Origin of the sequence: Arthrobacter sp. 754 (genome assembly GCF_040548695.1) — a bacterium.
In the GTDB taxonomy this organism is placed as follows: domain Bacteria; phylum Actinomycetota; class Actinomycetes; order Actinomycetales; family Micrococcaceae; genus Arthrobacter.
Window position 1 is genome coordinate 17,783 of the sequence record NZ_JBEPSC010000003.1, and the last position, 13,695, is coordinate 31,477.

At 64.8% G+C, this 13,695-nt stretch carries 13 protein-coding genes and 1 tRNA gene; 10 read left to right on the forward strand and 4 right to left on the reverse strand.

All coding sequences use genetic code 11. From position 1 onward, the window contains the following. Both ABIA70_RS09525 and ABIA70_RS09530 read right to left on the reverse strand, forming a co-directional pair. A complete protein-coding gene (locus ABIA70_RS09525) occupies positions 1-714 on the reverse strand; it encodes a response regulator (protein ID WP_354147369.1) in 714 nt (237 codons plus the stop codon). Next, positions 711-2,351, reverse strand: coding sequence for a sensor histidine kinase (locus ABIA70_RS09530; protein WP_354147370.1), 1,641 nt, complete (start codon positions 2,349-2,351; stop codon positions 711-713). Before ABIA70_RS09530 ends, ABIA70_RS09525 begins: the two co-directional genes overlap by 4 nt. A gap of 141 nt (positions 2,352-2,492) precedes the next feature. Between ABIA70_RS09530 and ABIA70_RS09535 the strand changes: the two genes are divergently transcribed. The 10 genes from ABIA70_RS09535 to ABIA70_RS09580 all read left to right on the forward strand — a co-directional run bounded on the left by ABIA70_RS09535 (position 2,493) and on the right by ABIA70_RS09580 (position 12,124). Further along, positions 2,493-3,842, forward strand: a complete 1,350-nt coding sequence (locus tag ABIA70_RS09535) for a cation:dicarboxylate symporter family transporter (protein ID WP_354147371.1) — start codon at positions 2,493-2,495, stop codon at positions 3,840-3,842. A gap of 230 nt (positions 3,843-4,072) precedes the next feature. Continuing rightward, a complete protein-coding gene (locus tag ABIA70_RS09540; RefSeq protein ID WP_354147372.1) occupies positions 4,073-4,972 on the forward strand; it encodes a ParA family protein in 900 nt (299 codons plus the stop codon). A gap of 6 nt (positions 4,973-4,978) precedes the next feature. After that, complete coding sequence (locus ABIA70_RS09545; RefSeq protein ID WP_354147373.1) at positions 4,979-5,791, forward strand: segregation and condensation protein A; 813 nt, start codon at positions 4,979-4,981, stop codon at positions 5,789-5,791. Next, complete coding sequence (scpB, locus tag ABIA70_RS09550) at positions 5,788-6,450, forward strand: SMC-Scp complex subunit ScpB (RefSeq protein ID WP_354147374.1); 663 nt, start codon at positions 5,788-5,790, stop codon at positions 6,448-6,450. The genes ABIA70_RS09545 and scpB overlap by 4 nt, the downstream gene beginning before the upstream one ends. A 109-nt stretch (positions 6,451-6,559) precedes the next feature. Then, positions 6,560-7,801: a pseudouridine synthase gene (locus tag ABIA70_RS09555; RefSeq protein ID WP_354147375.1), complete on the forward strand. Its 1,242-nt coding sequence runs from the start codon at positions 6,560-6,562 to the stop codon at positions 7,799-7,801. 3 nt (positions 7,802-7,804) lie between these two features. After that, complete coding sequence (locus ABIA70_RS09560) at positions 7,805-8,914, forward strand: prephenate dehydrogenase (protein WP_354147376.1); 1,110 nt, start codon at positions 7,805-7,807, stop codon at positions 8,912-8,914. Then, positions 8,914-9,627, forward strand: a complete 714-nt coding sequence (gene cmk / locus ABIA70_RS09565; RefSeq protein ID WP_354147377.1) for a (d)CMP kinase — start codon at positions 8,914-8,916, stop codon at positions 9,625-9,627. The genes ABIA70_RS09560 and cmk overlap by 1 nt, the downstream gene beginning before the upstream one ends. 31 nt (positions 9,628-9,658) lie before the next feature. After that, on the forward strand, positions 9,659-10,339 hold the full coding sequence (locus ABIA70_RS09570; RefSeq protein ID WP_354147803.1) for a lysophospholipid acyltransferase family protein: 681 nt from the start codon (positions 9,659-9,661) through the stop codon (positions 10,337-10,339). Positions 10,340-10,349: 10 nt separating this feature from the next. Then, positions 10,350-11,900, forward strand: a complete 1,551-nt coding sequence (gene der, locus ABIA70_RS09575) for a ribosome biogenesis GTPase Der (RefSeq protein ID WP_354147378.1) — start codon at positions 10,350-10,352, stop codon at positions 11,898-11,900. A 147-nt stretch (positions 11,901-12,047) separates the two neighbouring features. Next, positions 12,048-12,124: transfer RNA gene (locus ABIA70_RS09580), tRNA-Pro, on the forward strand. A 69-nt stretch (positions 12,125-12,193) separates the two neighbouring features. On the opposite strand, the gene ABIA70_RS09585 is transcribed toward ABIA70_RS09580, so the two are convergent. Further along, positions 12,194-13,063 carry an Fpg/Nei family DNA glycosylase gene (locus ABIA70_RS09585; RefSeq protein WP_354147379.1) on the reverse strand — a complete coding sequence of 290 codons (870 nt, stop codon included), beginning with the start codon at positions 13,061-13,063 and terminating at the stop codon, positions 12,194-12,196. A gap of 4 nt (positions 13,064-13,067) precedes the next feature. Further along, entirely contained in the window at positions 13,068-13,673 is a 606-nt protein-coding gene (locus ABIA70_RS09590; RefSeq protein ID WP_354147380.1) for a hypothetical protein, read from the reverse strand. Positions 13,674-13,695: the final 22 nt, after the last annotated feature.

Sequence of the window (13,695 nt, forward strand, 5' to 3'; positions counted from 1 at the left end):
TCAGCGGCCGCTCCAGCGGTATTCGTTCTCCGGCCGGCCCGGAGTGCCGTACCGCGGCGTCCGCGAGACCGTCCCGGCGTCGGCCAGGTATTCAAGGTAGCGCCGGGCGGTAACCCTGGACATGCCCAGCGCCGCCATGACCTCCGTCGCGGAGACGGCGTCGGCCTGCTGCTTCAGATAGTCCTGGACTGATGCCAGGGTCGAGACAGAGAGCCCCTTCGGCAGCGGCAGTTCAGAGGGCGCCCGGAGGCTCGCAAACGCCTGGTCCACCTCGCTCTGGGAAGCACCTGTCCTGCCGGCGCCTGATTCCGGCGAGGCAAGCTGTTGGCGGAACAGGCGGTAGCTTCCCAGCTTGTCGGCGAATGTGGCGAAGGTGAAGGGCTTGATCAGGTACTGGACGACGCCGATGGCCACGGCGCTGCGGACAATGGCCAGTTCGCGGACAGCAGTGATGGCGATGATATCCGCCAGGATCCCTGCCGCACGCATCCGGCGGGCGATGTCGAGTCCATGCAGATCGGGCAGGTTCATGTCGAGCAGAACGAGCTCCACAGGGTCTCCGGAGGCCTGGAATTCGGACAGGAGCCGCAGCGCGGACTGCCCGTCCGGTGCTGTTCCGGCGAGCTTGAAACCGGGCAGCCTGCCCACGTACGCCGCGTGCGCCGCGGAGGCCACCGGCTCATCCTCGACGACGAGGACGCGGATATCGCTCACTGGAACTGCTCCTCTTTGTCGGTGCCGGTTGCCACTGCGGGCAGGAAAACATGGAACTGCGCACCGTCCGTGCCCGTGATCGTCATGGTACCGTCCAGGCGCTGCACTGCCTGCCGCACGAGGGCCAGTCCGATACCGCGCCCGAACGGGCCCGCCTCCTTGGTGCTGAAGCCGTGACGGAAAATATCGTCGACGGCGGCGGGGTCCACCCCGGGGCCGGAATCCTTGACGATGATGTCCAGTCCCTCGGCATCCGACTCCACGGTCAGCTCCACCTTCCTGGGTGCCGCACCGTCCGCCGCAGCGTCGATGGCGTTGTCCAGGAGGTTGCCAAGGATGGTGACGAGGTCCTGGATTGCCAGGCCGGCAACGGATGCCGATCCCTGGGTGGCGAGTGTCAGTTTCACTCCGCGTTCGTTGGCTTCGGCTGCCTTCCCCATGATCAGGGCACTGAGGACCGGCTCATTGACGGAACTGACCATCTCATCCGTCAGTTGCTGGCTGAGCTCCAGGTCCTTGGTGGCAAATTCCAGCGCCTCGCCGGTGCGGCCCAGCTCCAGCAGCGAAACCATCGTGTGGAGCCGGTTGGCGTGCTCATGCGTCTGCGCCCGCAGTGCGTCCGAGAGTGTCCGCATCGTCTCCAGTTCGCTGCCCAGGGCTTCAATCTCGGTGCGGTCGCGCAGGGTGGCAACCGTTCCGTACACCGGGGTTTTACCGCGCGAGCCGGGGACTCCAGGCCCCTTGGCCGGGCCCTGGTTGATCACCAGGATCCGGGATCCGGTCAGCACGATCTCGTCGTGGGCGGTCCGCCCGGATTCGAAGAGTCCACGCAACTGGTCATCCAGGGGGAGGTCGGCCAGGGAAGGCGGCCGGGTGGGATCGTTGCTGCTCCGTTCCGCCAGTCCCAGCAGCTCGGCCGCCTGGTCGTTGAACATGACCACCCGCCCCTTGGTGTCGATGAGGATCAGTCCCTCCCGTACTGAATGGAGGACCGACTCGTAGTAAGCGAAAAGCTGGGCCAATTGCTCGGGACCCCAGCCGCGGGTGACCCGGCGGAGGTAGCGGCCCAGCATCCAGGAGGCCAGCGACCCACCCACCAGCAGGGCAAAGCCTATGGCCAACAGTGCAGGCAGCCGGCTGGAGAACGCGACATCGACAGTCCGGACGGTGATGCCGGCAGCAACCAGCGCCTTGACTGCGCCGGCCGGATCCATGACGGGAACGATGGTCCTGACCGATGGTCCCAGGGTTCCCGCGGTGACCTCCGTGAAGACTTCACCACGCAGTGCGGCATCGATCGAGCCAATGTAGGGCCTGCCAAGTTCCTCGCTGCGCGGGTGCGTCCAGCGGGTCCTGTCCGGCGCCATGATGGTGACGAAATCGGCGCCGGCCCCGTCCATGACCTTCAGGGCATAAGGCTGCAGTACGGCCGACGGATCCTGTTCGCCGGCTGCCTGAAGTACCAGGGGATTCGCGGCCACTGCCGCCGCCACCCCGGCCATGCGCCGTCCGGCCTCGTCGTAGGCGCGGTCGCGGGCGTCAACAAAGGTCGCGGTGCCGACGATGGCTATGAACGCCACGACGATCAGGAGGTTGGCCACAAACAGCCTTCGGGCGATACTCCAGCGGTGGATCATCAGTACCTTCCACGACCAATATGAACGCAACGGTGAGCCAGGTCACGGCGTACCTAATGATGGATATCACAACGGACCGACGCGATGAGCCCAGAGACTGTGCCGCAGCGTCTACCAGATTATCCATAAAGGAGACACATCATGGCCTCTCAACGAGGAGAGTCAGCAGCGCCGGCCAAGGCCGCCCGCAAGGGACTCGACAAATCCCACTACCTCTACATCGCCGTTATCGTCGCCGTTATCCTTGGTGCGGTTGTCGGTCTGCTGTTCCCCGAGGTCGGCAAATCCCTCAAGCCCCTCGGTGACGGGTTCATCAAGCTCATCAAGATGATGATCGCGCCGATCATCTTCTGCACCATCGTCCTGGGCATCGGTTCCATCGCCAAGGCCGCCACCGTGGGCAAGGTCGGAGGCCTGGCCCTCGGTTACTTCCTGGTCATGTCCACCTTCGCACTGGCCATCGGCCTGGTGGTAGGCAACCTGATCCACCCGGGCGAAGGCCTCAAGCTGGCGCCCTACGATCCCAACAAAAAGGCGGCCACGGACAGCACCGTGGACTTCCTGCTCGGAATCATCCCGTCCGACATCCCCGTCCTGCCCACACTCTTCGCCGCCATCCTCGTCGGTTTCGCCCTGCAGAAGATGGGCCCCCAGGCCGCTCCGATCCTTAAGGCCATCGGCCACGGCCAGGTTCTCGTTTTCCGTATCCTGATCATGATCATGTGGCTTGCCCCGGTGGGTGCCTTCGGTGCCATTGCCGCCGTCGTGGGAGCTACCGGCTTCCAGGCAATCGTGAGCATGTTTACCCTGATGGCCGCCTTCTACATCACGTGCGCCCTGTTTATCATCGTCATCCTGGGCGGCCTGCTTAAGGTTGTCACCGGCGTCAACATCTTCAAGCTCATGAAGTACCTGGCCCGCGAGTACCTCCTCATCTTCTCCACCTCCTCCTCCGAAGCTGCCCTTCCCCGCCTCATCGCCAAGATGGAGCACCTGGGAGTTTCCAAGCCGGTTGTCGGCGTCACCGTCCCCACGGGCTACTCCTTCAACCTGGACGGCACGGCCATCTACCTGACCATGGCTTCGCTGTTCGTGGCCAACGCTATGGGCACGCCGCTGGACCTTGGCGCCCAGGTGTCCCTGCTGATCTTCATGATCATTGCTTCCAAGGGCGCTGCCGGTGTAACCGGTGCAGGCCTGGCAACGCTGGCAGCCGGTCTGCAGGCACACAAGCCCGAACTCCTGGGCGGCGTGGGCATGATCGTCGGCATCGACCGCTTTATGTCCGAGGCCCGTGCCCTGACCAACTTCACAGGCAACGCCGTTGCCACCCTGCTGATCGGGACCTGGGTCAAGGAGATCGACGGCGAGCAGGTGGACCGCGTTCTCTCCGGTGAGATTCCGTTCGACGAGCAGACCATGATCGCCGGCCACGGCGAGGCTGCAGGCCACGGTTCCGTCGAGGCAAAGCCGGTTGGCGCAGCCATCTAGGAAGCTTCAGCAGCAAGACCGGAAATGCCCGTTCAGCCCCAGGCTGGACGGGCATTTCGGGTTGCGGGGAGCCAACCTTCGACCTCAACCAGAAGGTCGAGGCTCAACATCCGCGGAAAGTCAAGTTCCCTCGTTTACCGTGTCGGGGCCTGTAGCCTTGGGGGGAAGAAGGAACGGCGCTGGGCAGTCAGCGGCGGGAAATCACCGTCATCGAAAGTGTGGATAGATACGTGAGCAGCGAACAGGGTTCGGCAACTCTGGAGGGCACGGAACTCGACCTGGAAGACGCCGTGATGGGCCCCACGGGGCGTCCGTACCGCGAATTCCCGGAACCTGCGCCGCTGTCCTCCCACGGTCCGGCGCGCGTGATAGCCATGGTCAACCAGAAGGGTGGCGTCGGCAAGACTACGTCCACCATCAACCTCGCCGCGGCCCTGGCCGAATACGGACGCAAGGTGCTGCTGGTGGATTTCGATCCCCAGGGCGCCCTTTCCGCTGGCCTGGGCATCAATCCGCACGAACTGGACCTCACGGTCTACAACGTGCTGATGGACCGGAAAGTGGACATCCGGGATGCCATCCACCACACCGGCGTCGAAAACGTTGACCTGCTGCCGGCAAATATCGACCTCTCCGCCGCCGAGGTGCAGCTGGTCAATGAGGTTGCCCGTGAGCAGGTCCTGGACCGGGCCCTGAAGAAAGTGGAGGACGATTACGACGTCGTTCTCATCGACTGCCAACCGTCCCTGGGCCTGCTGACCGTCAACGCGCTGACCGCCGCCCACGGCGTGATCATTCCGCTGATCTGCGAATTCTTCGCCCTTCGCGCCGTCGCCCTCCTGGTGGAGACCATCGACAAAGTCCAGGACCGGCTGAACCCCCGCCTTCAGGTGGACGGGGTCCTTGCCACCATGTACGACGCCCGCACCCTGCACAGCCGCGAAGTCATTACCCGGCTCGTGGAAGCCTTCGGTGACAAGGTCTTTGAGACCGTCATCAAGCGCTCCATCAAGTTCGCGGACGCCACGGTTGCCGCGGAGCCGATCACCTCGTATGCAGGAAATCACATCGGCGCCGACGCCTACCGCCGCCTGGCCAAAGAGCTGATTTCCCGCGGCGGTGCGCCCTAACCACCCGTGGCCGAGTCCAAACCCGGCTTTGAAGTGCGGCTGGCCAACTTCACGGGGCCGTTCGACCTCCTTCTTGGCCTGATCGCGAAGCACCAGCTGGACATCACCGAGGTGGCGATCGCCACCGTCACGGATGAGTTCATCAAATACATCAGGAACCTCCAGAAGCTGGGTGAGGACTGGGCGCTGGATGAAGCCAGTGAATTCCTGGTCATCGCCGCCACGCTCCTGGACCTGAAAGCAGCCAGGCTCCTGCCGGCCGGCGAAGTGGAGGACGACGAGGACATTGCCCTGCTCGAAGCGCGGGACCTCCTCTTCGCCAGGCTCCTCCAGTACAAGGCGTTCAAACAGGTGGCCGGACTGATGGCCGAGACCCTCGAGCAGGAAGCCCAGCGATTCCCCCGGCAGGTGGCCATGGAGGAGCACTTCGCGGCCATGCTTCCGGAACTGGTGTGGAAGCACTCGCCCCACCAATTCGCCCGGCTCGCCGAGGCTGCTTTGAAGCCCAGGACGCCGGCGCCCACCGAAGTAGGTCTTGCCCACCTGCACGGCGGCACCGTCAGTGTGAAGGAGCAGGCAGAAATCCTGGGCCTGCGGCTTCAGCTGGGGAGGCCGCTCTCGTTCCGGGCCCTGATAGCCGACGCCGAGTCCACCCTGGTGGTGGTGGCCAGATTCCTGGCATTGCTGGAAATGTTCCGCGACAAAGCAGTGTCCTTTGACCAGGTTTCGCCGCTGGGCGACCTCACCGTGCACTGGGCCGTGGACGGGCCGGAATGGTCAACAGAAAACCTGAGCGAAGAATACGAGGAGCAACCGTGACCAACCACACTCCGGACCCCGAGGCTGAGGTGCTTGTGGACCTTCATGACCTTCCGGGCGGAGCCAGGTCCGCGCTTGAGGCTGTCCTTATGGTCCTGGACCAGCCGGCGTCGGCAACCGACCTGGCTGCCGGCCTGAACCTGACGGTCGCCGTCGTCGAAGAGTTGCTGGCGGAACTGCAGCGGGAGTATAGCGGCTATACTGTTAAAGCCCCGGACATGGACGACGCCAGCGATGCTGGTTTCAGTGCCAGCCCCCGGGGTTTTGAATTGCGGAACATCGCCGGTGGCTGGCGGATCTACTCGCGCACGGAATTCGCCGACATCGTCGGACGGTTCGTGCTGGAGGGACAGACGGCCAGGCTCACGCAGGCAGCGCTGGAAACACTCGCTGTCATTGCGTACCGGCAACCTGTCTCCAGAGCCAGGGTTTCTGCAATTCGAGGAGTTAACGTCGATTCGGTCGTGCGGACATTGGTCCAGCGCGGGCTGATCGAGGATTCGGGTACCGATCCCGAGTCGGGAGCCATCCTCTACCGGACCACGTCGTATTTCCTGGAACGGATGGGAATCGGCTCAGTGGCGGAACTGCCCCAGCTCTCACCCCATCTTCCGGGGCTTGAGGGCATCGCGGAGTTCTACGACGCCGACAGAATGTAGGCGGGCAACCGCCTGCGCACAAGAGTATTCATAAGGGCAGATAATTTCTGCATGGCTGGCTAGGGTTGTTGTTGGACAACTTGCCGGCCAACATATCGAAGGACGGGTCATGACACAGGCGGGACGCCAGGGTTCACCACGTAACAGTTCGGGACGCAACAGTTCAGAACGCAATGCAGGACAAGGCGGCGCGAGCCGCAGTGCATCTGCCGGCCGCAATCCGGCACAGGCCGGCGGATTCCGCGCCGGCGCCGGAAAGCGCACCGCCGGAGCTGGCGGTGACCGTCCGTACGGCGACCGCCCATACAAGGCACCCAAACCGCGCGAGGAGCCGTTCGTCGATCCCGGCGACGCCCCCGTATCGCCGGCAGGCCGCGAGGGGTCCGAGTGGAAGCCCGCCGGGCCGTCTTCCCGGAAGCCGGCAGCCCGCAAACCGGGCGCCAAGAAAGAGCCCGGAACTCCCGGTGCCCTCAAGCCCAAGCCACGCTCGGCCAGGCCCGGGGCGGCAGCATCGCGCGCCTTCGGCAGCGAACGGTTCGGGCAGAACCTTGGCCCGGTCCGCAAGCCGTCGCGCAAGCGGGGCCCGCGGGGCGCTGTCCCGCAGTCTGAAATGCACGATGCTGACGGTATCCGGCTGCAGAAGGTCATGGCACAGGCCGGCGTGGCATCACGGCGCGTCTGCGAGGAAATGATTTCCGAGGGCCGGGTCGAAGTCGATGGCCAGGTGGTCACCGAGCTCGGTGTCCGCGTCGACCCCAAGACTGCGATCATCCACGTGGACGGCCTGCGTATCCAGCTCGATGACAACCTTGTCTATATGGTCTTCAACAAGCCCAAGGGTGTTGTCTCCACCATGGAGGACCCGGACGGCCGTCCGTGCATCAGTGATTTTGTGCGGAAGACGCACCAGGGTGAGCGGCTCTTCCACGTTGGCCGGCTGGACGTCGCCACCGAGGGCCTGCTGCTCCTGACGAACGACGGCGAGCTGGCCAACCGGCTCACCCACCCGTCCTACGAGGTCCCCAAGACCTACCTGGTCCAGGTCCGCGGTCCGTTCCCGCAGGGAATCGGCGCGCAGCTCAGGGAGGGCGTGGAACTGGAGGACGGCATCGCGTCCGTTGACTCGTTCAAGCTGGTGGACTCCACACCGGGGCACGTGCTGATCGAGGTAGTCCTGCACTCCGGCAAGAACCGGATTGTCCGGCGACTTTTCGACGCCGTTGGCTTCCCTGTCCTGCGCCTGGTGCGCGTCAAGGTGGGTCCCATCGGGCTGGGTGACCAGCGCCAGGGCAGCATCCGCAACCTTGGCAAGCAGGAAGTCGGCCACCTGCTGGCATCCGTAGGGCTCTGAGGCATGTCCGCATTCCGCTCGCATGGGCGTGGACACCTCAACGGTCCGGTGGTGGTGATTGGCACCGGCCTGCTCGGTGCCAGCATCGGGCTTGGCCTGCGGGGACGCGGCGTGCCCGTGTTCCTCTCTGACCCGTCGCCCACCAACCAGGCTGTCGCCGTCGATATCGGTGCAGGCCAGCCGTTGGAGCACCTCGGTAATGAGAGGCCCGAACTGGTGGTGGTGGCGGCGCCGCCTGACGTGACTGCCGACGTCGTCGCCAAGGCCCTGGCCGACTATCCCGCTTCAGTTGTGGTGGACATCGCAAGCGTCAAGGCAGCGATCCTGGCCGAGCTGCGCAGCCGGGGGACGGACCTTACCCGTTACGTGGGCACCCACCCGATGGCCGGACGCGAAAAGTCCGGCCCCGTCGCTGCCCGCGGTGAGCTTTTCACGTCCATGCCGTGGGTGGTTTGCCCTGGCCCGGCATCGTCCGAAACCGCTGTCCAGACGGCGCGGTCGCTGGCAACGGACCTCGGAGCCGTGGTCTCGCAGTTCAGCCCGGAGGAACACGACGAGGCAGTGGCGTTGGTTTCGCACCTGCCACAGGTGATGTCCTCACTGCTGGCCAGCCGCCTGCAGGGGACCCCCCTTCATGCGCTGTCCCTTGCCGGGAACGGCCTGCGGGATGTCACACGGATCGCCGCCAGCGACCCCACCTTGTGGGTCCAGATCCTGGGCGGCAACGCCAGCAGGGTCGTCGAAATCCTCTATGGTGTCCGCGAGGACCTGAACCGCCTCATCGGCACCTTGGAGGACCCCGCGGCGCCGGGTGCCAGGCTTGACCTGGCGCAGCTGATCGCTGAGGGCAACGCTGGGCAGGCCCGTATCCCGGGCAAGCACGGTGGCCCTCCGCAGGCCTATTCGTGGCTGACTGTCCTTGTTGACGACAAGCCGGGCCAGATCGCCAGGCTCCTCACCGAGATCGGTGAAATCGGCGTCAACGTGGAAGACCTGCGCCTGGACCATTCCTCGGGCCAGAACGTGGGCATGGTGGAACTCTCGGTGCTGCCCAACAAGCACGACCACCTGATCGAAGCACTCAACGACCGCGGATGGCGGGTACTCCAGTAATGACACAGGAACTTCTTGACACCTTTCCGGCCCTGCGCGTCGGCAGGCCGCTCGTGGTGGCCATCGACGGCCCATCCGGATCCGGGAAGTCCAGCGTCAGCAGGGAAGTGGCCCGGCGGCTGCACCTGGCCTACCTGGACACCGGGGCCATGTACCGGGCGCTTACCTGGTTCTGCGTCAACAGCGGCATCGACCTCAGCGACGCCGCCTCTGTTGAGCAGGCGGCCAGGGACCTTGTCCTTGAGCTGAGCACCAGTCCCCAGCAGGAGTACGTGCGGGTAGACGGGGCAGACGTCACGGATGCCATCCGCGAACCTGCCATCTCGTCGGCCGTCAGCTCGGTGGCAACAACGCTGGGCGCGCGGACCGAACTCATCCGGCGGCAACGTGCACTGATCGAAAAGCACCACCGCCGCATGGTGGTGGAGGGCCGCGACATCACTACCGTCGTCGCGCCCGGCGCAGAGGTGCGGATGCTGCTCACCGCCAGCGAAGAAGCCAGGCTTCGCCGCCGCGGAATCCAGCTCGGCGGCACCCAGGACGCGGAACAGCTCGCCGCCCAGGTGACCCAGCGCGATGCGAAGGATTCGACGGTGGTGAACTTCACCCAGGCCGCCAATGGCGTGGTCACCCTGGATTCTTCCGACCTGGACTTCGCGGAAACCGTGGATGCAGCCCTCGTCATCGTGACCAAGGTGCTGAACCGTGACTGACGGCGGCGCAAAACTGCCGTCCGGCTGGACCATGACCTGGAGCCGGCCTGTCGGCTGGATCCTGGACCACGTGGTGTACCGGACCACCGTCACGGGCAAGCACAACGTCCCTACGGGAGGCCCGGTGATTTTTGCCGGCAACCACATCAGCTTCCTGGACGGCCCGGTGATGTTCGGCGCGTCGCCCCGGCCCATGCACATCCTCGTTAAGAAGGAGATGTTCAAAGGATCCCTGGGGCGGATCCTCCGTGCCTCAGGGCAGCTCCCGGTGGACCGTTCCGGTGACCGGGCGGCGCTGCTGCTGAGCAAGGACATGCTCGACGCCGGCCGTTGCGTCGGGATCCTCCCCGAAGGTACCCGGGGGAGCGGGCAGGCAGCGGACATCAACAACGGGGTCGCCTGGCTGGCCCTGAACTCGGGAGCCCCTGTGGTTCCCGTGGCGATTCTTGGCACCAGGACCGGTGAAGAGCACCTCGATACGGTCCCCAGGCCGGGGCGCCGGTTCCACGTCAGCTTCGGCAACGCACTGACACTGAGCCGCAACCCCGGCGAAACAGGCCGTGCTTCAATGGACAGGGCGGGAATGGAAATCCGCACTGCGCTGGCGGGGCACGTCCAGGAAACAATCCACCACAGTGGGCAGCCTTTGCCCCATGCGGATTTCAGCACAAATTTCACAGCAGTAGCCGGGCCGCCGGCAGATGACCACTAAGGAAAGCGCAATGAGCGATACGACTCAAACCTCCGGCCACTCCGGCGCCGGCGAAGACGAATACACGCCCACCGGCACGGACCATGTGGCCGAACGGCTGGCCGCCATTGACGATGACGAAGCGGAGATGCGCGCAGCGTCACTCCGCGCCGGCCTGGAAGACTACGACCTCGATGAGGAAGATGCCGCCCTCCTGAGCGGCGACTACGAAGACGAGGACTTCAGCGGTCCGGTCAAGCTCGATCCCGTCCTGGCCATCATCGGCAGGCCCAACGTGGGCAAATCCACCCTGGTGAACCGTATCCTGGGCCGCCGCGAAGCCGTGGTTGAGGACACCCCGGGCGTGACCAGGGACCGCGTGATGTATTCCGCCACCTGGAATGGGCGCAACTTCACTGTTGTGGACACCGGCGGCTGGGAGCACGATGCCCGCGGCATCCACGCCCGCGTTGCCGAGCAGGCCGAAATGGCCGTGGAACTGGCAGACGCCGTACTGTTCGTTGTTGACTCGGCCGTCGGCGCCACAGCCACCGACGAGGGCGTCATGAAGATGCTCCGCCGCAGCAAGAAGCCGGTCATCATGGTGGCCAACAAGGTGGACGACTTCGCCCAGGAAGCGGACTCCGCGACCCTCTGGGGCCTCGGTTTCGGCGAGCCGTACCCGGTATCGGCCCTGCACGGACGCGGTGTGGCCGACCTCCTGGACCACGTCATGGACACCCTTCCGGAGTTCTCCACCATTGAGGGTCTGGAGCGCTCCGGTGGTCCGCGCCGCATCGCCCTGATCGGCCGCCCGAACGTGGGCAAGTCCTCCCTGCTGAACAAGCTGGCGGGCTCCGAGCGCGTCGTAGTGGACAACACCGCCGGCACCACCCGCGATCCGGTGGATGAATTCATTGAACTCGGTGGCCGCACCTGGCGCTTCGTCGACACGGCAGGCATCCGCCGCCGCCAGCATATGGCACAGGGCGCCGACTACTACGCCTCCCTCCGGACCCAGGCCGCCCTCGAAAAGGCGGAGGTCGCCGTCGTTCTGTTGGCCGTTGACGAGGTCCTCAGCGAGCAGGATGTCCGCATCCTGCAGCTGGCCATCGAATCAGGCCGGGCGCTGGTACTGGCGTTCAACAAGTGGGATCTGCTGGACGACGAGCGCCGCATCTACCTGGAACGCGAAATCGAACAGGACCTCGCCCACGTGGCATGGGCGCCCCGGGTCAACATCTCTGCGCTGACCGGCTGGCATAAGGACCGCCTGGTCCCTGCCCTTGACCTGGCCCTGGAGAACTGGGACAAGCGCATCCCCACAGGCCGGCTCAATGCGTTCCTCGGCGAGCTCGTGGCCGCGCACCCGCACCCGGTCCGCGGCGGAAAGCAGCCACGCATCCTCTTCGGCACGCAGGCCTCCAGCCGGCCGCCGAAGTTCGTCCTGTTCACCACGGGCTTCCTGGACCCCGGCTACCGCCGTTTCATCACCCGCCGGCTCCGCGAAACGTTTGGTTTCGAGGGCACGCCCATCGAGGTCAACATGCGGGTACGCGAAAAGCGCGGCAAGAAGCGTTAATTCCGACACACCGGGGCCGGACCGACCGCAAAGTGTCATCGGCAAGCCCCGGAATCGTGTAAGCTTTTCAAGGTGGTTCAGCCGGACTGCTGAGTGGAAATCCTGGCTAACATTTGGATCAAACGCAGCGGAGAACGGCGGAACTGACGGGCTGTAGCGCAGCTTGGTAGCGCACTTGACTGGGGGTCAAGGGGTCGCAGGTTCAAATCCTGTCAGCCCGACCAAAACGGCAAGCGCCCCGGAGAATCTTCTCCGGGGCGCTTCTGTTTTGTGCCGGTAAAGCGCGCGGCTGATTATTTCAGGAACTTCGAAGTCCGGCGGTCCGCGAGCACCTTTCCCTTGGTCTGGCAGGTGGGGCAGTACTGCAGGGCCGTGTCCGCGAAGGACACTTCCCGGACCGTGTCGCCACATACCGGGCACGCCTGCCCCGTCCGGGCATGGACCCTCATATGGCTGCGCTTGACATCCTTGAGCTCACTGGGCGGCTTGCCGTCCGCCTCGGCCAGTGCTGTTCCCAGGATGCTGTGGATGGCGTCGTAAAGCATCTGCACGGTGCCGCGGTCCAGCGACTTGGCTATGGCAAAAGGCGAGATTTTGGCGGCATGCAGGATCTCGTCGCTGTACGCGTTCCCGATTCCGGCAATGACGCTCTGGCTCCGCAGGAGGCCCTTGACCTGTTGGGAACTGGATCCCAGGATTTCCGCCAGCGTGTCGGCGTCGAACCCGTCGCTGAACGGGTCAGGCCCCAGGGCAGCGATGCCGGGAACGTCCTGCGGGTCGCGCACAACGTAAACCGCCAGGCCCTTCTTTGTGCCCGCCTCGGTGAGGTCCATGCCGTGGTGGCCGTCAGGACCGTTGAATGCCAGCCGAACAGCGATGGGGCTCTTGCCCGGCCTGACCTGCGTGCCGGTGGGGGAGTCGGTGAACCTGACCCATCCCGCCCTTGCGAGGTGGAAGACGAAGGACGGCCCGTCGGTGTCTATGCTGATGAATTTGCCGAACCGCCGTACACCGGCGACCGTGCTGCCCTCCAGTGCGGTGTAGGGCGGATCCGCCGTCTTCAGCGCAGCGAAGGAAGCAATCTGGACTTTGCTGATGACTGATCCACGCAAATGCCTGTCAAGGAATCCGGCAAGGCCTGCAACCTCGGGAAGTTCCGGCATGGCGCTACCTGCGGTTGGCCGTGCTGTCGGTCTCTGCCCCCGCGTCAGGATTCGTCGCGGCGGCGGCGGCCTTGGCGGCAAGCAGGCGCTCGGCCTCGGACTTCTTCAGCGTCTTGACCTTCCTGCCACGCTGCCGCCAGATCCTCCAGAGGATCACTCCAACGGCAAAAATGACGACGGCGGCGATGGCCGAGATCTGCGTCCACAGCGCAAACCAGGTTGCCTCGGTGCCAAGGATGCGCTGGCCGTTGTGAGCCGCCTCGGAGTTGCCGAACATGATCCCGGCGGTCAGGAGGTTGGGAGTCGCGAGGGCCACGGCGAGGAGCAGAATGGCGAACTTCCACGCCCAGCCCACTGATTTGCGCGTGGCCTGCCAGGCGGCCATCAGGGGTACCAGTGTGAAAATGAAGCCGTAGAACATGCCGACCAGGATCCCGGCCCCGAGGTTGCCCTGGACCTGGTTGCGGATGACGTTTGCCCACCAGACCGGCAGGATTGCGGCCAAAGCAAAATAGGCGATCACGAGGACCAGCAAAGCCGCAGCGACAAGAATGATCCGGGCAGCCCAATTGCCCTTCTTCCTGGGCGTTTCCTGTCCACGTTCTCTCATGGGTCCCATCATGTCAGAATCC

What these genes read in the sequence shown, in the direction of transcription:
- ABIA70_RS09530 (WP_354147370.1), bottom strand. Translation starts at nt 2,351, where the DNA reads ATGATCCACCGCTGGAGTATCGCCCGAAGGCTGTTTGTGGCCAACCTC.
- ABIA70_RS09535 (WP_354147371.1), top strand. Translation starts at nt 2,493, where the DNA reads ATGGCCTCTCAACGAGGAGAGTCAGCAGCGCCGGCCAAGGCCGCCCGC.
- ABIA70_RS09555 (WP_354147375.1), top strand. Translation starts at nt 6,560, where the DNA reads ATGACACAGGCGGGACGCCAGGGTTCACCACGTAACAGTTCGGGACGC.
- ABIA70_RS09560 (WP_354147376.1), top strand. Translation starts at nt 7,805, where the DNA reads ATGTCCGCATTCCGCTCGCATGGGCGTGGACACCTCAACGGTCCGGTG.
- cmk (WP_354147377.1), top strand. Translation starts at nt 8,914, where the DNA reads ATGACACAGGAACTTCTTGACACCTTTCCGGCCCTGCGCGTCGGCAGG.
- ABIA70_RS09570 (WP_354147803.1), top strand. Translation starts at nt 9,659, where the DNA reads ATGACCTGGAGCCGGCCTGTCGGCTGGATCCTGGACCACGTGGTGTAC.
- der (WP_354147378.1), top strand. Translation starts at nt 10,350, where the DNA reads ATGAGCGATACGACTCAAACCTCCGGCCACTCCGGCGCCGGCGAAGAC.
- ABIA70_RS09585 (WP_354147379.1), bottom strand. Translation starts at nt 13,063, where the DNA reads ATGCCGGAACTTCCCGAGGTTGCAGGCCTTGCCGGATTCCTTGACAGG.
- ABIA70_RS09590 (WP_354147380.1), bottom strand. Translation starts at nt 13,673, where the DNA reads ATGAGAGAACGTGGACAGGAAACGCCCAGGAAGAAGGGCAATTGGGCT.